Annotated in this window: 25 protein-coding genes; 6 read left to right on the top strand and 19 right to left on the bottom strand. The window is 49.9% G+C overall.

Annotated elements, in window-relative coordinates:
• Positions 1–419: 419 nt before the first annotated feature.
• Positions 420–653, top strand: coding sequence for an addiction module protein (locus R3E63_09855; protein MEZ5540226.1), 234 nt, complete (start codon positions 420–422; stop codon positions 651–653).
• Complete coding sequence (locus R3E63_09850; protein MEZ5540225.1) at positions 650–943, top strand: type II toxin-antitoxin system RelE/ParE family toxin; 294 nt, start codon at positions 650–652, stop codon at positions 941–943. The genes R3E63_09855 and R3E63_09850 overlap by 4 nt, the downstream gene beginning before the upstream one ends.
• 16 nt (positions 944–959) lie before the next feature.
• Here the strand turns inward: R3E63_09850 and R3E63_09845 are convergent, their stop codons facing one another.
• From R3E63_09845 to R3E63_09830, 4 genes are read right to left on the bottom strand one after another with little or no spacing between them, the layout of a single operon-like run.
• Positions 960–1,742 (bottom strand): exodeoxyribonuclease III, encoded by a 783-nt coding sequence (locus tag R3E63_09845; protein MEZ5540224.1) that lies wholly within the window; start codon positions 1,740–1,742, stop codon positions 960–962.
• 14 nt (positions 1,743–1,756) lie between these two features.
• On the bottom strand, positions 1,757–2,551 hold the full coding sequence (trpC, locus tag R3E63_09840) for an indole-3-glycerol phosphate synthase TrpC (GenBank protein MEZ5540223.1): 795 nt from the start codon (positions 2,549–2,551) through the stop codon (positions 1,757–1,759).
• A 13-nt stretch (positions 2,552–2,564) separates the two neighbouring features.
• A complete protein-coding gene (trpD, locus tag R3E63_09835) occupies positions 2,565–3,605 on the bottom strand; it encodes an anthranilate phosphoribosyltransferase (GenBank protein ID MEZ5540222.1) in 1,041 nt (346 codons plus the stop codon).
• A gap of 2 nt (positions 3,606–3,607) precedes the next feature.
• Positions 3,608–4,186, bottom strand: a complete 579-nt coding sequence (locus tag R3E63_09830; GenBank protein MEZ5540221.1) for an aminodeoxychorismate/anthranilate synthase component II — start codon at positions 4,184–4,186, stop codon at positions 3,608–3,610.
• Positions 4,187–4,393: 207 nt separating this feature from the next.
• On the opposite strand from R3E63_09830, the gene R3E63_09825 reads away from it, so the two are divergent.
• Both R3E63_09825 and R3E63_09820 read left to right on the top strand, forming a co-directional pair.
• Positions 4,394–4,636 (top strand): AbrB/MazE/SpoVT family DNA-binding domain-containing protein, encoded by a 243-nt coding sequence (locus tag R3E63_09825; GenBank protein MEZ5540220.1) that lies wholly within the window; start codon positions 4,394–4,396, stop codon positions 4,634–4,636.
• Entirely contained in the window at positions 4,633–5,028 is a 396-nt protein-coding gene (locus R3E63_09820; GenBank protein MEZ5540219.1) for a type II toxin-antitoxin system VapC family toxin, read from the top strand. The genes R3E63_09825 and R3E63_09820 overlap by 4 nt, the downstream gene beginning before the upstream one ends.
• Positions 5,029–5,087: 59 nt before the next feature.
• On the opposite strand, the gene R3E63_09815 is transcribed toward R3E63_09820, so the two are convergent.
• Genes R3E63_09815 through R3E63_09805 form a run of 3 tightly spaced genes read right to left on the bottom strand, consistent with a single transcriptional unit; the run spans position 5,088 to position 7,308 of the window.
• On the bottom strand, positions 5,088–5,651 hold the full coding sequence (locus R3E63_09815) for a uracil-DNA glycosylase family protein (protein ID MEZ5540218.1): 564 nt from the start codon (positions 5,649–5,651) through the stop codon (positions 5,088–5,090).
• Positions 5,652–6,299 carry a replication protein P gene (locus tag R3E63_09810; GenBank protein ID MEZ5540217.1) on the bottom strand — a complete coding sequence of 216 codons (648 nt, stop codon included), beginning with the start codon at positions 6,297–6,299 and terminating at the stop codon, positions 5,652–5,654. It abuts the gene before it with no gap.
• Positions 6,247–7,308 (bottom strand): DnaT-like ssDNA-binding domain-containing protein, encoded by a 1,062-nt coding sequence (locus tag R3E63_09805; protein MEZ5540216.1) that lies wholly within the window; start codon positions 7,306–7,308, stop codon positions 6,247–6,249. Before R3E63_09805 ends, R3E63_09810 begins: the two co-directional genes overlap by 53 nt.
• Before the next feature lie 102 nt (positions 7,309–7,410).
• Between R3E63_09805 and R3E63_09800 the strand changes: the two genes are divergently transcribed.
• Positions 7,411–9,204: an acyl-CoA dehydrogenase C-terminal domain-containing protein gene (locus tag R3E63_09800; protein ID MEZ5540215.1), complete on the top strand. Its 1,794-nt coding sequence runs from the start codon at positions 7,411–7,413 to the stop codon at positions 9,202–9,204.
• A gap of 3 nt (positions 9,205–9,207) precedes the next feature.
• Here the strand turns inward: R3E63_09800 and rsmB are convergent, their stop codons facing one another.
• The 3 genes from rsmB to def are packed head-to-tail and all read right to left on the bottom strand — an operon-like array spanning position 9,208 to position 11,967.
• Positions 9,208–10,524, bottom strand: coding sequence for a 16S rRNA (cytosine(967)-C(5))-methyltransferase RsmB (gene rsmB, locus R3E63_09795; GenBank protein ID MEZ5540214.1), 1,317 nt, complete (start codon positions 10,522–10,524; stop codon positions 9,208–9,210).
• A complete protein-coding gene (gene fmt / locus R3E63_09790) occupies positions 10,521–11,459 on the bottom strand; it encodes a methionyl-tRNA formyltransferase (protein MEZ5540213.1) in 939 nt (312 codons plus the stop codon). Before fmt ends, rsmB begins: the two co-directional genes overlap by 4 nt.
• A 1-nt stretch (position 11,460) precedes the next feature.
• A complete protein-coding gene (gene def / locus R3E63_09785) occupies positions 11,461–11,967 on the bottom strand; it encodes a peptide deformylase (protein MEZ5540212.1) in 507 nt (168 codons plus the stop codon).
• A gap of 198 nt (positions 11,968–12,165) precedes the next feature.
• Between def and R3E63_09780 the strand changes: the two genes are divergently transcribed.
• On the top strand, positions 12,166–13,239 hold the full coding sequence (locus R3E63_09780; protein ID MEZ5540211.1) for a LysM peptidoglycan-binding domain-containing protein: 1,074 nt from the start codon (positions 12,166–12,168) through the stop codon (positions 13,237–13,239).
• A 58-nt stretch (positions 13,240–13,297) separates the two neighbouring features.
• Here R3E63_09780 and R3E63_09775 read toward each other — a convergent pair whose 3' ends face one another.
• The 9 genes from R3E63_09775 to R3E63_09735 form a co-directional block, all read right to left on the bottom strand.
• Entirely contained in the window at positions 13,298–14,338 is a 1,041-nt protein-coding gene (locus tag R3E63_09775) for a methyltransferase (GenBank protein ID MEZ5540210.1), read from the bottom strand.
• Positions 14,335–15,036 carry a 16S rRNA pseudouridine(516) synthase RsuA gene (rsuA, locus tag R3E63_09770; protein ID MEZ5540209.1) on the bottom strand — a complete coding sequence of 234 codons (702 nt, stop codon included), beginning with the start codon at positions 15,034–15,036 and terminating at the stop codon, positions 14,335–14,337. Before rsuA ends, R3E63_09775 begins: the two co-directional genes overlap by 4 nt.
• Positions 15,036–15,464 (bottom strand): hypothetical protein, encoded by a 429-nt coding sequence (locus tag R3E63_09765; protein ID MEZ5540208.1) that lies wholly within the window; start codon positions 15,462–15,464, stop codon positions 15,036–15,038. The genes rsuA and R3E63_09765 overlap by 1 nt, the downstream gene beginning before the upstream one ends.
• A gap of 97 nt (positions 15,465–15,561) precedes the next feature.
• Positions 15,562–16,389 (bottom strand): lipopolysaccharide core heptose(I) kinase RfaP, encoded by an 828-nt coding sequence (gene rfaP / locus R3E63_09760; protein MEZ5540207.1) that lies wholly within the window; start codon positions 16,387–16,389, stop codon positions 15,562–15,564.
• Complete coding sequence (locus tag R3E63_09755; protein MEZ5540206.1) at positions 16,386–17,252, bottom strand: glycosyltransferase; 867 nt, start codon at positions 17,250–17,252, stop codon at positions 16,386–16,388. Before R3E63_09755 ends, rfaP begins: the two co-directional genes overlap by 4 nt.
• A gap of 37 nt (positions 17,253–17,289) precedes the next feature.
• On the bottom strand, positions 17,290–17,541 hold the full coding sequence (locus tag R3E63_09750) for a hypothetical protein (GenBank protein MEZ5540205.1): 252 nt from the start codon (positions 17,539–17,541) through the stop codon (positions 17,290–17,292).
• Entirely contained in the window at positions 17,538–18,551 is a 1,014-nt protein-coding gene (gene waaC / locus R3E63_09745; protein ID MEZ5540204.1) for a lipopolysaccharide heptosyltransferase I, read from the bottom strand. Before waaC ends, R3E63_09750 begins: the two co-directional genes overlap by 4 nt.
• Positions 18,548–19,621 (bottom strand): lipopolysaccharide heptosyltransferase II, encoded by a 1,074-nt coding sequence (gene waaF / locus R3E63_09740; GenBank protein ID MEZ5540203.1) that lies wholly within the window; start codon positions 19,619–19,621, stop codon positions 18,548–18,550. The genes waaC and waaF overlap by 4 nt, the downstream gene beginning before the upstream one ends.
• Positions 19,614–20,039 (bottom strand): type II toxin-antitoxin system VapC family toxin, encoded by a 426-nt coding sequence (locus R3E63_09735; GenBank protein ID MEZ5540202.1) that lies wholly within the window; start codon positions 20,037–20,039, stop codon positions 19,614–19,616. The genes waaF and R3E63_09735 overlap by 8 nt, the downstream gene beginning before the upstream one ends.
• Positions 20,040–20,081 lie beyond the last annotated feature (42 nt).

Here is a 20,081-nt window from a genome sequence, read left to right as displayed (position 1 = left end):
GAACGGGGTTGAGGCCGCATTCCGGCCACCAATCAGTCCGAAAAACCTGCTTGATCGTCCGGTGCCGATGGGCGTACCGGCAGGCTTTTCGATCCGGTTCGCACGGGTTCGCAGCAGCCCGCAGCGCTTCGATTCCGTACTTTCAATAGTCGTTTGGTGCGGGGTACCATCCCACCACCAATTCACTATCCATAGCACTCCAGCAACCTCCATAAGCCCTTGATTTCACGGGCTTTTTCTTTATAATCACTCCATACGAATCCATGCTGCTCCAGCAGTTTCTAACTCTTTTGGGGGCATTTCTGGGGGCATCTCAAATTTTCAGTGGGGGCATAAATGGCAGTAACTTATCTGCCACAAAACATGCTCGCTGTATGTGAATAATTGAGTCGCTTTTCTTTTCAGAGTAACCTGCGGGCATGGCTATCCCTGTTGAAAAAATCACCGAAGTAGCACTTTCTCTTCCCAGTGAAGCGAGAGCGTTGTTGGCTGATCGATTAGTTGAAAGCCTTGATCCGATAACCGATCCAGAGATTCGCGATATCTGGGCGACGGAAGCACTGCGCAGATTAGAAGAAATTCGCTCAGACAAAGTTGAAAGCATCCCTGGCGATGTTGTGCTGGCTAGAGCGCGTAACCTCATCCAACAATGAATCTTCGCTTTCACCCTGATGCTCAAACGGAATTTGAGCAAGCCATCCTATATTACGAATCACAACAAGTAGGTTTAGGTGCTCGCTTCATCGACAGTGTTGAAAGTGCAATTGACAGCATTTTGTCTGCGCCAACTATGTGGCCTGAATTAGAAGCACCGGTTCGCCGGCGTCTTACTCGCGTATTTCCGTATGCGATTTTGTATGCCACTTTTCCAGACCATATTTTGATTCTTGCTGTGATGCATTGTCATCAGAAGCCAAGTTACTGGGCTTCACGCTTAACATAACACCCCTACTCACACCCTAAAAAACATAATCCATAATCAGCGGCGCGTGATCAGAAAACCGTTCCGCTTTGTAAATCTCCACGCGTTTGACTTTATCGCGCAATGCGGGCGTGACGATTTGGTAATCAATACGCCACCCGACATTTTTATCCCACGCTGCGCCGCGATTCGACCACCAAGTGTATTGATCGGCTTCGTTGTTGATAGCGCGAAAAGCATCTACCCAACCCAGCTCATCAAACAACACATCCAACCACGCGCGCTCTTCCGGCAAGAAGCCGGAATTTTTTTGATTAGATTTCCAGTTTTTCAAATCTATCGGTTTGTGCGCAATGTTCCAATCACCGCAGAGTATGTATTGACGGCCATCGCTGATTTGTTTTTTCAGCACCGGCAAATACAAATCGAGAAACTCAAACTTTTTTTGCTGCGCCTGTTCACTGCTGGAACCAGAAGGCAGATACAAAGACACAACGGACAAATCACCAAAATCAGCTTGCAGGTAGCGACCTTCGGTATCGGCTGATTGCCAACCCAAGCCGGTAATCACTTGATCCGGTTTTTGTTTCGAATATAAAGCCGTGCCGCTGTAGCCTTTTTTCTCGGCATCAAAATACTGGCAGTGATAACCCTGCGGATGAAACAGCGCGTCCTCAAGTTGCTCGCGCTGCGCCTTGGTTTCTTGTACGCACACCACATCCGCATCTTGCGTTTGCAGCCAATCAAAAAAACCTTTTTTAGCAGCGGAACGAATGCCATTGGTGTTGGCAGTGATCACACGAAAAGTTTTACCTGCCATGTTTTGCGCTCGCTTTAATTAAACATTTCCAACAACTGCATGCCAGGGTCTTCGGCGCGCATAAATGCCTCACCCACTAAAAAGGCATTCACGCCGTGACCGCGCATAGCTTTGACATCGTCGATGCTGTGTATACCGCTTTCAGTGACAACGATGCGATCCGATGGAATTTGCGCCAGCAATTCGTAAGTGGTGTTTAACGAAGTGTTGAAGCTGTGCAGGTCGCGGTTGTTAATGCCGATCAAACGATTATTCAGTTTTAACGCTTGCATTAACTCTTCTGCGTTGTGCACTTCCACCAACACATCCAAACCCGCTTCCTGCGCGCAAGTATTCAAACTTTGTAATTGCTGCTCATCCAACGCGGCGGCGATCAACAAAATGCAATCTGCGCCCAACGCGCGCGCTTCCCAAATTTGGTAAGCATCCACCGTGAAATCTTTACGCAACACCGGCAACTTAGTGGCACTGCGCGCCTGCTGCAAGTAATCGTCTGCACCTTGAAAAAAATCGACATCAGTCAGCACCGACAAACACGCCGCGCCGCCTTTTTCATACGAGCGCGCCAATTCTTCAGGATAAAAGCGTTCGCGAATCACACCTTTGCTCGGCGAGGCTTTTTTGATTTCCGCGATCACCGCAGCGTCACCCGCTTTGAGTTTGCGCTCGATGGCAGCGACAAAGCCGCGCGCGGGCGTTTGCGCTTTGGCTTGCTGCATCACTGCTGCCAATGGTTTCTTTTGTTGCCGCTCGGCAACTTCTTCGTGCTTGCGCGCAATAATTTTTTTCAAAATCGTTGGTGTATTCATCACTATTACTTCTTCAAACCACATACTGCGTGAAATCAACAAAATCCTGCATTTTTTCCCAAGCAATCCCTGTACCTAAAATATCGCGCGCTACATCAACGCCCTGCGTCAGCGAGCTGCATAAATTTGCCGCATAAATTGCAGCACCGGCATTGAGAGCGACGATATCTGCCGCAGCCGAGTGATTGTCTTTCAAAGCGGTTTCTATCAGTTGCAAGCTCTGTTGCGCGTTATCGACATACAGCTCGTCGATCGGCCGCGCTGCCAAACCTACATCTTCTGGCGTGATGGTGTATTCACGAATCTCACCGTCTTTTAATTCCACAATATCGGTCGGCGCACACAAACTGATTTCATCCAAACCATCATGAGAATGCACCACCAACACATGATTGCTGCCCAAGTTTTTCAGCACTTCAGCCACTGGGCGCAGCAACGCTTTATCGTAAACGCCGAGCATTTGATTGGGCGCACTCGCGGGGTTAGTCAACGGACCCAGCGTATTAAAAATAGTGCGCACCGCAATTTCACGGCGTGGACCAATCGCATGTTTCATCGCGCTGTGATGTTTTACCGCAAACATAAAACCCACACCGAGTTGATCCACGCACTTCGCCACTTGTTCCGGCGTGATCTCTAAATTCACACCTGCCGCTTCCAATAAATCGGCGCTGCCAGAAGTGGAAGTGACAGAGCGATTACCGTGTTTCGCAACAAAACCACCGGCGCAGGCAACAACAAATGCACTCGCGGTTGAAACATTAAACAAAGGAATGCCGGTGCCGCCAGTGCCGCAGGTATCCACCAAATGGCGCGGATTCACATTCACGATTACTTTGCTAGAAAGTTCACGCATCACTTGCGCAGCAGCCGTTAATTCATCCACCGATTCGCCTTTCATACGCAGCGCAATCAAAAACGCGCCGACTTGCGCAGGCGTGGCTTCGCCTGTCATCACCGCCATCATCGCGGCGTGCATCACATCGCGCGATAAATTGCGTTTCTCAACCAATTGCGCGAGTGCTTGCTGCACAACATTCAGTTTTGCACTCATGCTTACATATCCAAAAAGTTTTTTAGCAATTGATGACCATGTTCACTCAAAATCGATTCAGGATGAAATTGCACGCCTTCCACCAAAAAATCTTTGTGACGCACGCCCATGATTTCATCCACGCTGCCGTCGTCCAGTTGCGTCCACGCAGTGATTTCTAAACAATCGGGCAAGCTTTCCTTTTCAATTACCAATGAGTGATAACGCGTGGCATTAAACGGCGAAGGCAAGCCCGCAAACACACCTTCGTTTGCGTGATAAATCGGTGAAATTTTTCCGTGCATCACTTGGCGCGCGCGCACCACTTTGCCGCCCATTGCCTGACCAATACTTTGATGGCCGAGACAGACACCAAGAATAGGCAAAGATCCCGCCAACCGTGTAATCACTTCCAGCGACACACCCGCCTCGGTGGGCGTGCAAGGGCCTGGAGAAATGACAATGCGCTCCGGCTTCAGCGCGACGATTTCATCCACCGTCATTTCATCGTTGCGAATCACTTTCACATCCGCATTTAATTCACCGAGGTACTGCACCACATTCCAAGTAAAGGAATCGTAGTTGTCGATCATCAACATCATTTGCGCATTAACCTCGTGAGAAAAATGTGCGTCACTATAAAGGCACTCGAAAGTGATCGGTCATTTTCGCTGGAATCGCTATCGATGTGAACAGAAGACAATCTGCTTTGTATGTCTGTGACGACAACCATTTAGTAGACCGTGGGTTGACAGGGATACTCCTTACTATAAAGTAAGGAAAAATTAAAAATGAAAGGATTGCAAGCCATGGCAACCGCCACCCTCACCTCCAAAGGCCAGATCACTATCCCTTCGCCGGTCAGGGCCGCTTTGGGCATTGCAGCTGGAGATCGGGTTGATTTTATTGAAACCGAAAAAGGGCAGTACGCCATTGTCGCGGCAACTCAACCCGTGCGAGGTCTCAAAGGCCTGATTACCAAGCCAGCCAAAGCTGTCTCTATCGAAGACATGAACGAAGTTATTGCCGCGCGAGGAGCGTCGGCACGATGATTGGGTTGGATACCAATATTCTGGTTCGGTATCTCACCCAAGATGATGCTACGCAAGCCAAAAAAGCCAATACCTTAATTGAGTCCCTTTCCTCAGACTCTCCGGGCTTTATTGCCTTGGTATCAGTGGTTGAATTGGTATGGGTACTGGAAGGTTGTTATGACAGTGACAAAAAAGACATCGTGACCGTGCTCGATACTTTGCTGCGAACCAGAGGCTTGGTCATTGAACAGGCAGACTCTGTGTGGCAAGCGTTACGACGCTTTGCAGATACCAACAGCGATTTTGCGGATTGCCTTATCGAGCGTTGCCACCACGCAGCTGGCTGCAGTCATACCGCAACATTTGATCGCAAAGCCGCCAAGTCTGCCGGCATGCAACTCTTAAGTTGATCGGCAAAACACCACCTTTTACTGTACGGCACGGTTTTCTTCGTAGAATAATTTTTCGGTTAATTTAAAGCATCCGCCACCCGCAAACGCAACGCAGGCAACACCTCAGCAACAAACCACGGATTTTTTGCCAACCACAAATTATTCAGTGGGCTGGGGTGTGGCAATGGAATCACATCGCCATAAGCATCCCACCGACGCACGCGCTCGGTGAGTGAACCTTTTACCTGCGGCAGATGCCAAGCCTGTGCGTAGTTGCCAATCGCCAAGGTCAGCTTTAATTGCGTCAGTTCATCCAGCAAACGCTGTCGCCATTGCGGTGCGCATTCTTTGCGCGGCGGCGCATCGCCTGATTTTGCTTTGCCTGGATAACAAAATCCCATCGGCAAAATTGCTATCTTTTTTTCATCGTAAAAAATATCGCGTGAAATACCCAACCATTCACGCAAACGATCACCGCTGGCATCATCAAACGGAATACCGGATTCATGTACTTTGCGCCCCGGCGCTTGGCTAGCAATCAAAATTTTTGCACGCGAATGAAATTGCAAAACAGGGCGCGCGCCTAAAGGCAAATACGGTTCACATAAGGTGCAAGCGCGAACTTCTTGCAACAAACTCACTTACAAACCCACTTTCTCGCGCAACGCACGCACTGCAGCTTGGCGTTCTTCTTTTGTCATCGGCGGCGAAGTAGGCTCTGGTAGCGCAGGCACTTCTGGCATGGTTAATTGCTCACCTGCCGCCACGCGTTCACACAACGCGCGATAGTGTCTTTCAAAAATTGGGCGCGTGGTTTTTTCTGGTTGCGTTGCCAATAAATACCACTCGGTTGCGACACCGGCGTGATATACAGCAGGATGCGACCACTGATATGCAGCTTTGGGTGTAGGTGCGAGACAGGCTTCGCGGTAAGCGTCGTAAGCATCGGGCAAACCGCTGCTGCTTTCTAAATATTTCAGCACGCCGCGTACGGTCGGCAGGTATTCCGATTCGTGCGTTGCACGCCGCGCCGCTGCAAGAATTTGCTCTGGCGAATACGCGGCGAGGTGCGACAACCACAAGCGTTTTGCCAGCGATAATTTTTCTTTATCCGAAAACGCTTTTTGATATTGATTGTGATAAACGAGCGCAAACTCTGCGAACATTTGATTCACAGCGTCAATCACCGCTTCGCGCGGCGCAGCAGTCTGCGTGGATGCATTTTTGGTAGACACATCAGAGCCCATCTGCCCAACTCCTGTCGGTGTGTGTGGCGATAAATCCATCATTTTCCCCTTGCCATTGTTGTTCGTGGCGACGCGCCCAACGGTATTTCACATGATGCAAAAACTTGCTGTTCCAACTGCTGTGCACTTGTTTGCTATCCATCCAATACAACACAAATTCATTCACTTGCTGGCGCGCGAAATCCACATCAATCGCCGCCATTTGCAAAATATCGTACACATCATTGGAGGGCTGCCACTGCGCCGTAATTGCACGCGGCGTGGGATCGTTTTCCAACTTCGCAGTAAAAATCGCCCACTGCCTGCGCACATGCTGCAAAAATTTACTATCCCAAGTGGTTGATAGTTCACCGCGATCGCGCCAATACAAAACAAACTCTGGCACGCTGTCTTGAATAAATGCAGGTGTCACTTCTGCGCGCAATAAAATTTCAACCACATCGGCACTCGGCTGCCAATCACTCGTCATCGCTGTGTTGTTGCGTAACTTGGCGGCATGCAATTCATGATCGCGCCACAATCGTTGCACTTGTTTTTGAAAACGACTGCCCCAAGCGTGATGCGCTTCGCCGCGTTCGCGCCAGTAACGCACAAACTCTGGCACTTGTTGCGCGATAAAATCTTGCGCAACACCCAATTGCATCAACTGCTGTTGCGTATCACCATCCGGTTGCCATTGCGATGAAATCAAACTGGCGCGACCTGCTTCCGCCACCGATTTCAATTTGGTTTTCGGCAATATTTTTGCAGGTGGCACTTCTTCATCGCCGAGATGAAAATCCAACACGCCACTACTGAGGTAAGGCGCAGAGCGCAATTGCAACACGCCTTTATCGCGCAGACTGCTCGCCACGCGCTGCACATCTTGCGGCTGCCAAAACGGTAAAAATTCTGACAGCACCACCTCTTCTACTTTCAGCCAACCCTGCTGCGCACGATGCAAAAACAGCTCGTGCAACACCGACAGCAACACCGCTTCCTCCAAGCCCAGCGTAGCGGCAAGCGAGGGAGAGATGACCAGTGGTTTTTCGGGGAGCAGGGAGGAGACCATGCAATCACATTCGCGGAGGAAATTTTCAGGCTCTATTGTAAAGGCTTACAGCCTCTATAATGACCCGCTCTATTCCATGAACACTTAAAGCGAGAACACGGCATGCCTGCTTATCACCCTCCTTTGCGCGATATCCAGTTCGTCCTCAATGACCTGCTCGACATCACCCACTACCAGTGCCTCGACGGTTGCTCTGCGCTGGGCGAAGACGAAGTAGCGATGATTTTGGAAAACGCCGGCAAGTTCGCCGAAGAAGTGCTGGCACCGCTGAATAAAGTGGGCGACGAAGAAGGGTGCCACTTTGAAAACGGCAAAGTCACCGTGCCGCATGGCTTCGGTGAGGCCTATCACCAGTACTGCAACGATGGCTGGCAAGGCTTTAGCCTGCCCGCCGAGTTTGGCGGCCAAGGCCTGCCCAGCTCACTCGGCACCGCTATCGGCGAAATGATGGGCGCGGCCAACTGGGCATGGACCATGTACCCCGGCCTCGCGCACGCACCCACCACTTGCTTGCTACACGGCGGCACGCCAGAACAGCAGGCACTCTACATCCCTAAAATTATTGCTGGCCAATGGGCTGGCACCATGTGTTTGACGGAAGCGCACTGCGGCTCGGATGTCGGCTTGCTGCGCACCAAAGCCGTTAAACAGGCCGACGGCACTTACAAAATTTCCGGCACGAAAATTTTTATTTCTGCCGGCGAACACGATATGACTTCCAACATCATTCACGCGGTGTTGGCACGCATTGAAGGCGCACCGAAAGGCACCAAAGGAATTTCATTATTTATCGTGCCCAAAGTTTTGACGAATGCCGATGGCTCACTCGGTGCAGCCAACAGCGTGAGCTGCGGCTCCATCGAAAAGAAAATGGGTTTGAAAGGCTCAGCAACTTGTGTGATGAATTTTGATGGTGCGACCGGCTTCATCATCGGTGAAGAAAACAAAGGTTTGGAAATCATGTTCAACATGATGAACACCGCGCGCCTCGGCACGGCACAGCAGGGCTTGGCACTCGGTGAAGCATCTTTCCAAGGCGCACTGAAATACGCGCGTGAGCGTTTGCAGATGCGCTCACTTACCGGCAAGAAAAATCCAGACGGCGAAGCGGATCCAATCATCGTGCATCCCGATGTGCGCCGTATGTTGATGACGCAAAAAGCGATTGTCGAAGGTCAGCGCGCTTTCTTGTACTGGTGTGGGCAGTTAGTCGATCGCACACATTACGGCAGCGAAGAAAGTAAAAAAGAAGCGGACGATTTGCTCGGCTTGTTAACACCGATTGCGAAAGCGTTTTGTACAGAGTCAGCGATTGAAGTGTGCAACTTGGGCGTGCAAGTGTTCGGCGGTCACGGTTACATACACGAACACGGCATGGAACAAATCGTGCGCGATGTGCGCATCTCTACCATTTACGAAGGCACGACTGGCATACAAGCGCTGGATTTAATCGGTCGCAAAGTGATGGGTTCTGGCGGCGCACTGCTGCGCAATGTCACCAAACTCATTCACAAATTCTGCGAAGCCAATAAAGACAACACGGAGCTGGCAACACTGTGCACAGCGCTCGCCGCTGTGAACACACAGTGGGGAGAGATCACCATGAAAATTGGTGAGCGCGCGATGCAAAACGCCGAAGAAGTGGGCGCGGCCTCAGTCGATTTCACTATGTTCTCTGGCTACGCCGTGTTGGGCTTTATGTGGGCGCAGATGGCAAAAGTTGCGGCAGAAAAAATTGCAGCCGGTGCAGACAGCGATGGTTTCTACGCCAGCAAATTAACTACTGCGCGCTTTTACTTTGACCGCATCTTGCCGCGCACAGGCATGCACGCTGCCGCAGCACTCGCTGGCGCAGACAGCACCATGGCGATTGCCGAAGATAAGTTTGCGTTTTAAGGCTTAGCGCGTTTTCTTTAAGCGCGCAAAGAAAAAACCATCGCGATCAGCGGCCGGCAGTAATTGTCGGCCGCTTTTCGTTTCCACACCCCAATTAACACCCCAATCCACTTCAATTTTATCGACCACCGCATCGGCGTGTTGCGTCAAAAATTGTGCAATTATTTGCTCGTTTTCTTGCGGCAAGATGGAACAGGTGGTGTAAAGCAACACACCATCTTCCGCTAACAGTGTCCACATCGCTTCCAGCAATTCACTTTGTCGCGCAGCCAACGCAGCAATATCACTCTCGCGCCGTAGATGTTTAATGTCAGGATGACGACGAATCACACCCGTGCCGGAACACGGCGCGTCCAACAAAATGCGATCAAACTTTTTTCCGTCAAACCACTGCGCGATATTTTCCGCATCGGCGCAACGAACCGTCGCCTGCAAATGCAAGCGCGCTAAATTGTCATGCACCCGTTGCAATCTTTTTTCATCGCAATCTATCGCCACCAATTCTTGCAACTGCGGTTCGCATTCAAGAATGTGACCCGTTTTTCCACCAGGCGCAGCACAAGCATCCAACACGCGCTGCCCCGCTTGCAAGCGCAGTAGTGGCGCACACAACTGCGCAGCGACATCTTGCACCGAGCATGCACCCTCAAAAAAATCCGGCAATGCAGTAACACTTACCGCCTGCTGCAACAGCAATGCATACGGCGCATACGCACAGCGCCCACTAACTATATTTTTTTCCGCTAAAACCGTTTGATAGCTTTCACAAGTATTGCGCAAACGATTCACGCGCAAACTCATACCGCCGCGCGCATTATTGGCAAAGAAAATTTCAGTCGCCTGTGCTGGCCACGCCTGCTGAATAAAATTCGCCAGCCACGCAGGATGATTGTGATGTTGCGCAATCGCTTGATCAAAAGTTTCTCGCTGGCGCAGGTAATTGCGCAGCACGCCATTCAATAATTTCCCTGCCCATTCTTTTTTTAAGACACGGCAGGCTTCCACTGCCAAATTTACCGCTGCGTGTTCTTGCGTGCGCATATAACGCAACTGATAAAAACTGACGAGCAGTAGCGCCTGCACATCAAAGTCTTTATCGCGCAGCGGCTTTTGTAACAACTGCGCCGCTAAAGCATCCAATTCCCAATAAAAACGCAGCACGCCGTAGCACAGCTCCGCTAAGAGCGGGCGCTCTTTTTCATCCAAATGATTTTGCAGTGCAGGCAGCGCTTCTGATAAAGATCGCCCATCGCGCACAACATATTCTATAACTTGCGCAGCCACCACGCGCACATTGCGCAATGCCATTTTTTTATTCACGCGAGCTGATCGCCCACTTGCAATGCCAATAAATGACCGTTGACGATATCGCGCACCGCCATGCGATTGCGGTTAGGCAATTGCAACTCCGTCAGCAACAACACACCCTCATCACAGGCAATACGCAAACCGCTGGCATCAAAAGACAACACCGTTCCCGCCGTAGCTTTTGTTGTTGCTGATTCACACTGCGCGCACCACACGCGCAGTCGTTCGTCGTTGGGCAATACGCACCAACTCACAGGAAATGAATTAAACGCTCGAATTTGTTGTGATAAAGCTTCTGCGCTGCGCGAAAAATCGAGCTGCGCTTCTTCTTTTGTCAACTTGTGTGCGTATGTGGCTTTTGTGTCATCTTGTTTTTCTGCGCGCAGTGTTTGCGCGGCAATCGCATCCAACACAGAAACTAAAGTATCCGCACCGAGCACCGCCAAACGATCGTGCAGACTGCTGCCCGTATCATCCTGCGTAATTTTGCACACCGCGCGCGCCAACACTGGCCCTGTATCCAAACCCGCTTCCATTTGCATGATGCAAACGCCGGTTTCTGCATCGCCTGCTTCAATCGCTCGCTGTATCGGTGCAGCGCCGCGCCAACGCGGCAATAAAGAAGCATGCACATTGATGCAGCCCAAACGCGGAATATCCAACACTGCTTGCGGCAACAACAAACCGTAAGCGACAACAATCATCAAATCAGGTTGTAGTGCCGCCAAATTTTCACGATCTTGCGCGTCACGAAAATTCAGTGGTTGATAAACAGAAATACCGTTTTGCTCGGCTAATTGTTTGACGGGGCTGGCAGCCAATTTTTTTCCACGCCCTGAAGGTCGATCAGGCTGCGTATACACCGCCACGATTTCATGGTTTGTTTTTAAAAGCGCCGCCAAATGCGTTGCAGCGAAATCCGGTGTACCTGCAAAAACAATGCGCAACTTATTCACCGTCGCGGTGTTTCTTTTCCAGTTTTTTGCGAATGCGATCGCGTTTCAAACTGGAAATATGATCGACAAACAATTTGCCGTTCAAATGATCAATTTCATGTTGAATACACACAGCGAGCAAACCGCTCGGTTCGATTGCAAACGCTTTGCCGTCACGATCCAGAGCATTCACACGCACATGTTGCGGGCGCACTACGGTTTCGTAAAAACCGGGGACTGACAAGCAACCTTCGTCGTATTCACACTGCGCTTCGTCCAACACGGTGATTTCAGGATTGATAAACACCAGTGGTTGCGATTGATCTTCCGAGACATCAATCACCACCACGCGGCGATGCACATTAACCTGCGTCGCCGCCAAGCCCACACCAGGGGCGAGGTACATGGTTTCGAACATATCATCGACCAAGCGACGAATACCGTCGTCCACCACCGCAACGGGCTGTGCGCGCTGCCGCAAACGGGGGTCGGGGAACTCAAGAATTTCCAGTCGTGCCATAGATATCAGGGGCGAATCGCCAATAAGCAGTAGTTTTGTGACGAACTTCTAGTAATACGACAAGTTATGCCGCTAACATGATGATCTGCAAGATAATATTGATCTTGCGATATTGAGTTGCCACAATTCACGGCGTAGTATACACGAGGCTACATCACGGACGCCGGACGCGGCGCCCTCAATCATGGGATGACAACAATGCTAAAAACCAACTCGCTGAAGTGGAATGTTCTCGGCCTAATCGGCGCCCTGCTCCTGAGTTTTACCGCGACAGCGGAAGATGTGCAGCTCGCGCCCAACCACCCTAGCAGCTATACCGTAAAAAAAGGTGACACTCTCTGGTCTATCTCCGGTGTGTTCCTGCAACAGCCTTGGGAATGGCCAAAAATCTGGCATGTGAACCCTGAAATTTGCAACCCACACCTGATTTACCCTGGCGACACCGTCAACCTCAATATCGTTGATGGCAAGCCACAACTGGATGTCACACGCGCCAACCCTTGTGGCGGCACGGTGAAAATGTCACCCAGTACCGACAACAGCTTGAAGCCTCGTATTCGCGTGGAGCAACTTGAATCACCGATCCCCGCCATTCCGCTGGATATCATCAGCCCATTTCTGACGGGCAGCCGAGTGGTATCCCCTGGCACATTAGAAGCAGCACCTTATGTATTGGCCGGCGCCGAACGCCATGTGATTACCGGCGCAGGCGACTCCATCAACGCACGCGGTGAATTCGAAGCCAAAGTGCCTACCTACGGCGTCTATCGCAAAGGTAAAACCTATGCCGATGAAACAACAGGTGAAGTGCTTGGTGTCGCCGCAATAGACATTGGTACAGCAAAAATTACACAAATAGAGGGCGATATCGCCAAGCTGAGCGTGCTGCGCAGTACGCGTGAGTTGCTCGGCCAAGACCGCTTACTCCCCAGTGAAGAGCGCGCCGTCGACGCTATTTTTTACCCCACACCGCCGAAAAGTGACATTGTCGGAAAAATTATTGATGTAGATGGCGGCGTCAGCGAATACGGTGCCATGAATGTCGTGTTGATCGACAAAGGCAAGCGCGACGGCTTAGAAGCAGGCAATGTGTTGGCCATTTTTGCTCAAGGTGAAACGATGAAGGATCCTGTGACTGGCGAAACCGTCAAATTGATCAACGAGCGCGCTGGCTTACTCATGGTATTCAATGTGTTCGATAAAACCAGCTACGCATTAGTGCTTGAAACAAACCGCCCACTGACACTCGGCGCGGAAGTTAAAAATCCTTAATTTGGATTGCTAGCTCCACAAAAAGCCTCGCACTGCGGGGCTTTTTTATTTCTACCATTTATTTCTGTAATTTGAATACTTTGTAGGATCGATTGCTGGTCTGCAACTCAATTGACTTAAACCACTGCAATGCTTTTTGTTCCAATGGAATAAATGCATTCACCACAAACAGCGCTACACCTTTTGGCTGCAACAAACGCGCAGTCTGCTGCAAAAACAAATCGGTTAAATCTTGTGATACAGCAGTGCCGCGATGAAACGGTGGATTGCACAAGATCAAATCAAATGTGCCGCTCTGTAACGCATCACCTGCATTGCTCGCTACTACATCAACAGCCAGTGCGTAATGTTCTGCGTTGGCACGCATCCCCAATAGTGCAGCTGCACCATTATCCGTGGCTGTGCGTTTTTGCATAGGCCAATGGCGCGTCATCAGTGTGAGATAACCATAACCACAACCGAGATCCAACAGTGATCGCGGCGGGACCGGCAATGAAGAATACACAGCATCTGCTACGGAAATGAGCAGCACACTGCCCTCATCGATTTTGTTCCAACCAAATGCGCCTTGCTTGCTAAAAAATGCCAGCGAGTCTGTCTCCAGCCATTGCAGTGCATGGTATTCATCCATGCCTAATACTTTGGCGTTGTTTTTTGTGTGCGAGAAACAGCCCAAATATGCCAAGCCCATTTTCTTACTGCTACTCTCGACAAACACATCACCACACTGATCAAGAAAAGTTTTAATACCCTCTTGCTTTAAACCCGCTACAAAAAACTCACCCTCTGGCGCTAGCAAATGCGCAGCGCTGTTGATCACATGTTGCACCACCGCTTTTTCTTTGGAGATGCGATAAACAATGCGGGCGTAATGTTTATCTTGCAGATGAGTAAAATCAAAATCAGAGAACACGGCTTGGTGCCCCGCAGCATTCGCCGCCTGCACTACATCAAACCGATTGCTATAAATTGATAGCTGCGGCGATGCAGGCACAACACTGATCCAATCCAACGCTGTTTCATCTGCAATCCACAACATCTCTCCCTGCACAGCATGCAAAAAAGGTAACAGCACCTCAAATGCAATATCCTGTTTCACACGAAAACACTCGCAATTTCTTCTGAGGTTAATGCGCGATACTCACCTAATACCAACTTGGCATCCAAAACAATATCACCGATGGACTCACGATGTAGTGTGTGCACATGGTTACCCACCGCAGCAAACATGCGTTTGACTTGGTGGTATTTTCCTTCATGTATCGCCAAGCGAACTTGTGTTTTCTGTTCATTCAAAAAAGAAACCTGCGCAGGTTTTGTGCGTTTTTTTTCACCATCCAACTGTATGCCGTTACGCAATAAATCGGCGGCGGCGCCTGACAACGGTTGATCTAAAGTCGCGACATATATTTTCTGACAGTGCAACGAAGGCGAAGTAACGCGATGATTCCACTGCCCGTCATCCGTAATCAACACTAAGCCTGTGGTATCCACATCCAAACGCCCCGCAATTTGCAATCTTTCACACTGTGGTTCACGCAGCAAATCTAACACCACAGGATGATGACCATCGCTATTAGCACATACATAGCCTTGTGGTTTATGCAGCATAAAATAACGCAGCGGTAAAATTTTCAGCAATCCACCACACAGAGTTACAGTATTTTCTGCTTGGATATGTTGCTCTGGTTTTTTTATTACAACACCATCAACACAGACATCACCTGCACGCACCGCTTTCTGTGCCTGCCGGCGTGTGAGATCAGCGGCTTGCGCCACAAATTTATCGAGCCGCATCAGCACGCATACCAAAGGTTGAGCTGACGCACGATGTCTGCGTCATCACCGCGATTGTGCAGCACTTTTTCTCCAGCATGCGGCGACTCAAAATCAGCCAACAGCGCAGCAGCACTGGCACTGGAAATACCGCGCGCGCGTTGTTGTAACTGCGCTTGCATCATCTCCTTCTCACACACCACACAAATCATGTCGATATCTGTAACGGCAGCTTGCAAAAAATCGCGATGCCGCTGTTTGTAAGTACCTTGCGCCACCACCAGTGAAGTATATTTTTTTTGTAGCGCGGCAATATTGCAGGCTACACGAGGAAAATACTCATTGCGCATGGCTTCTGTAAAAGGTTGGTGTGTATCCAAAGCCTGCTGCATCGCCGGAGAAATATCGTGATCGGCATCGTAAAAAAATCGTCCTGACAACTGGCTCACCAACTGACCAACATATGTTTTCCTGCGCCGGACAGGCCGTAAAAAAACAACACTGAAGGCGCTTGTGATAAATCAAGCAACGGCAATGCAGGGCGCATCACTTCGCCCTCATATTCAATATCTCAGCGATCGGCTCCGGCGGCTGTTTACCAAAATCTTTTTGATATAAAGCAACAGCTTTATCCGCAATCTCTCGCAATACAGCAGGAGATTCACGCAACCACGATCGGCGATAAACCGATAGGAAACACAAGATATCGCGCGGCGTCAGCGGCAAATCAAATGCCGAATAAAACAAGCCCGCCAAATCTTTTATCAACCAACGCTGCGGCGTGGATTTTCGCAACTGTGCGCGATGCAAATCGATCACATACAAAGCGTCTTGCTGGCGAAACAACTTTCCGTCATCGGCGCGTAAAAAATGGCACAAATAATAATCGCGATGATTGATACCGTTCTCGTGCAACGATTTGCTGATCTGCGCCAATTTTCTAATGACGGTGCGTTTCTCGAGCAAGGATGGCGGCGTGCTGGACCAAGGTTTGCAGTAATCCTCCAAACTGATGGTATTAGCCAATTCTTCTGTGATCAGGAAAGATTCTTGTTGTGCAGGATTGCTGCCGCGCGCACCAAAAGCTACCGGCGTCATGGTGTCGACATTGAGTTTCTTTAGTGCGTTACAGGCATTGAATTCATTTTCTGCGCCCAACACCGGCAAACGCAACTGCACAAGATTTTTAATAATTTCTTTCCAGCCCACACCTGCGTGATACTTGAGAAAGAAACCTCGACCATCCTGCTCAAAACGCAGCGTGCGACGACCTTCTTTGCTGCGATAAACCTGCCCCTGCAGCGCGCGCGCTTCGGCAAAAGGATCTTTCCCTTGCCACAAGTTTTGCCACTCAGTATTGAGAAACAGTTTCACGACACTTTTTCCCTTGCTGCCGACACAATAAAATCAGCCGCGCGTTCAAACAGCGAATAAATATCGGCCGTCTCTGCCATACGCAGTGCATTGCTTTGCCACTCAGCACGCCGCTTGTCATCTTGCAGCATAGTAGTCAACGCATTGTTTAACGCCGTCTGTGAATAAGGCTCGTCGATCACTATGCCGCATTCGTGCGCGCGAATGTAATGACTGTAACCGCACACTGCCGTCGTCAACACCGGTAAACCTGCAACTGCCGCTTCCAACAAAACCGTGCCGGTATTTTCACGATACGCTGGGTGCAGCAATACATCAGCGCCCAATAAAAATTGCGGAACATCATCACGCCCTGATAAAAACTGTATGCGTTTCTCAACACTCAATTGCGCCGCCAAACGCAAAAAAGCATCAGGGCGATCTTGCCCAATCACCATCATGCGCGTGCGCTGCAACAAATTTTCAGGTAGTGCCGCTAACGCACGAATCGCGCGATCGACACCTTTAGTGCGGAATCCTGAACCTATCAACAACACTAATTTTTCTTCGTCTGACAATGACCACGCTTGTCGAAATTTTTTGCGCAGTTCATATGCATCAGATCCAGCGCGACGATCGGGATTGATGCCAGGCGGCAACACCGTGCAACGCTGCGCCGCACCTGCGTAATACTGTTCATATTCATCGACACTGCGCTGTGCGATAGCAAGAATTTTTGTTTGACTCGCTGCATCAAATACCGCCTTTTCATCATGCAAATATTGACGATAGCGCGGCAAAAATCGCAGCTGCGGTATGCGCTCTTGCATCAGCTTCGCTTTAAAACAAGTATCCGCCGCGTAATACACATCCAGATGAGGCATTTTGTTAAACCCACCACCAAATCCGCCTGCTCATTTTTTAATTTTTTTGCAACGCCATAGAAAAAGCACGATTGCGGCTGTGATTGGTAAAACCTGAAACCGCTAAACGCTCCACGGCAATATCTTCTGGCAGTTCGCCATCCCATTCTGCACAAAAAACTTTTACGCTGGCGCCACACTCAACACAGGCCTTGGCAATACGCAACATATCGCGCTGCAAACCGCCAAACGGAAAATAGCGATACAGCGCAAACACCAAATGCACAGTATTTTGTTTTTCAATCATCATGACAGCTCATAACCTTGACGATTGAGTAATTCATTTAAACGACCAAAAACAATCGCTGGCGTGAGCGCAGCAAACACAGCCGGTTGCACATATTTGTTATGGCTGCGCGTGCATTCCTGCGCGCACAAGTGGAATTGATTGGGACCGTATGCGCCAATCAATGCAGGCGAAGTGCTGCCGTACAAAGATAAGCTCGGCACTGCCAATGCCGCAGCCAAATGCCCTAAACCTGTATCCACCGCCACCACAGCGCGCGCACGCGCAATGATGCTCGCCATGCCCGCCAAATTCGTGCGCGACAACACTTCTGCACGCGGATGCATTTCTGCAATTTGTCGCGCACGACGATGTTCAGCATCAGACCACCACGGCAATTTAACATTCATGCCTGAATCGCACACCAAGCGGCACAGTGCTTGCCAATATTCATCCGGCCAATGTTTATCACTGCGCGTCGTCCCGTGCAAAAACAACACATAAGGCGGATCTGTTTGCTCACCAAAACGACGGCGATCAATGCCGTAATTCGGCGCCGTGGTCGGTTTTTGATAATTCAAGACTTGCGCAAACAATTCTCGCGTTCTCTCAACGGCATGCTGATCTTTTTCTACTGTAAAAGTTTTCTGATACGCCAAACTTGCCAGCGGTTCGCGCACCGTTTTTCTGTCATAACCGTACACTGTACCGTGCGCAAATTTTGTCAGCAGCGCACTTTTTACCAAACCCTGCGCGTCGATAACAGCATCGTATTGCTCTGCAGCAATCGCATGACGAAACACCGTCCACTCATCACTGCCGATAAAACGAAATAGGTTTTTTCGCCAACGGCGAATTGCCACAGGAATCACTTTGCTAACAGATGGATGCCATGCTGGGATTTCGGCAAACGCTTCTTCCACCACCCAATCAAATTGAATATCGGGTATTGCTGCGCACGCATCACTCACCGCGGGCAGTGTATGAATCACATCACCCATCGACGATGTTTTAACGATCAATACGCGCTTCATTGCACTAATGCCTTTTGCACTTGCACCTTTTGTGGCAGCAATTTATTCAAGGCATCCAAAATGCGTTGCGGCGGCAATTCCTTCAAACATTTCAAATGTCCCAACGGACACTCACGCTGAAAACACGGGCTACATTCAATACCCAAACGCACAATTTCAACTGCATCCGACAACGGCGGCGTAAATTGCGGTGACGATGAGCCGTATACAGCCACCAGCGGCCTCTGTAAAGCAGCAGCAATATGCATCAAACCGGAATCGTTACTCACCACCGCTTGCGCGTAAGACAATAAATCTATTGCTTCCGCTAATGCAGTTTTTCCTGCCAAATTGAAGCAATATTCTCTCTGCGCTTCAGGCAACGCAGCGCGAATACTTTCTGCCACAACAACATCATTTTGTGAACCAAAAATCCACACTTGCTCGCCTTGTGCAATTCGCACGCGCGCGACTTCCGCGTAATGCTGTTCAGGCCAGCGTTTGGCTGGACCAAACTCTGCGCCCGGGCACAACGCCAACACCGGCTTCTGCAAATCCAATGTGTATCTTTGCAGAGCCTGTTGTCGTTCGTTGTCATCAATCAATAATTGCGGATACGGCAATTGTTCTGGTAACTTTTCATTTTTTGCAAATGCCAGTGCCGCGAAGCGTTCAATCATCAGCGGATATTTTTCTTTATCCAATACACGCACATCATTTAACACGCCGTAACGCATTTCACCGCGCCAACCGGTGCGCAGCGGAATGTTGGCAAAAAACGGAACCAATGCTGACTTCCAAGAATTGGGCAGTAAAATCGCTTGCTGATATTTTCCGCGCAAGGCATGACCAATTTCTCGTCGCGCAGCAAAACCAAACTCGCCGTGTTTCAGTGGCAGATCAAAACTGCTGCGCACTTCTGGCATACGCGCCAACAGCGGCGCACTCCACGCGGGCGCCAACACATCAATTTCGCAAGTGGGATGGTTTTGTTTCAGCAGGCGAAACAGCACTTGCGCCATCACCATATCGCCGACCCAAGCAGGACCGATGACGAGAATGTTTTTTGAATCGTTGTGCGCACTAGACATGAAACACCTGCAAGCCCATTTGTTTCGCAGCATTTAATTGCCGCACATCCGCCGTCACAAACCGATCAACTTGCAATGCCAGTGCGGAACCAACATGAATAGCATCCATGGCGCGCAAATTATTTTCTTCAAGACTCAATAAAGTGTGCCGCATCACTGTCGGTGTTAAATCACAAACAGCGGCATCAGCAATATCTAGCAATAAATTTTTCTTGAGTGCTTGATATTGCACCATGGTGATATGCCCTTCTCGTTGCAAACGACAAAACGCTGATACCAATTCAGGAATAGCGATAGCAGACAGGCACAACTCCGTCGCTTGCTGACACAAGGACAACACATCGTCTGTTCCCGCCTCACTCACATAGCGTTTGGCGAAAGCGGAGGAATCAAAAAATATCCTCACAATGTCAGCCATCCCTCTCATTGAGCACGAGCTGACTGATAGACAGCCCGCCCA

The sequence above is a fragment of the Pseudomonadales bacterium genome (assembly GCA_041395665.1).
Classification (GTDB): Bacteria; Pseudomonadota; Gammaproteobacteria; order Pseudomonadales; family UBA7239; genus UBA7239.
This window is presented reverse-complemented; position numbering and strand designations above follow the sequence as displayed.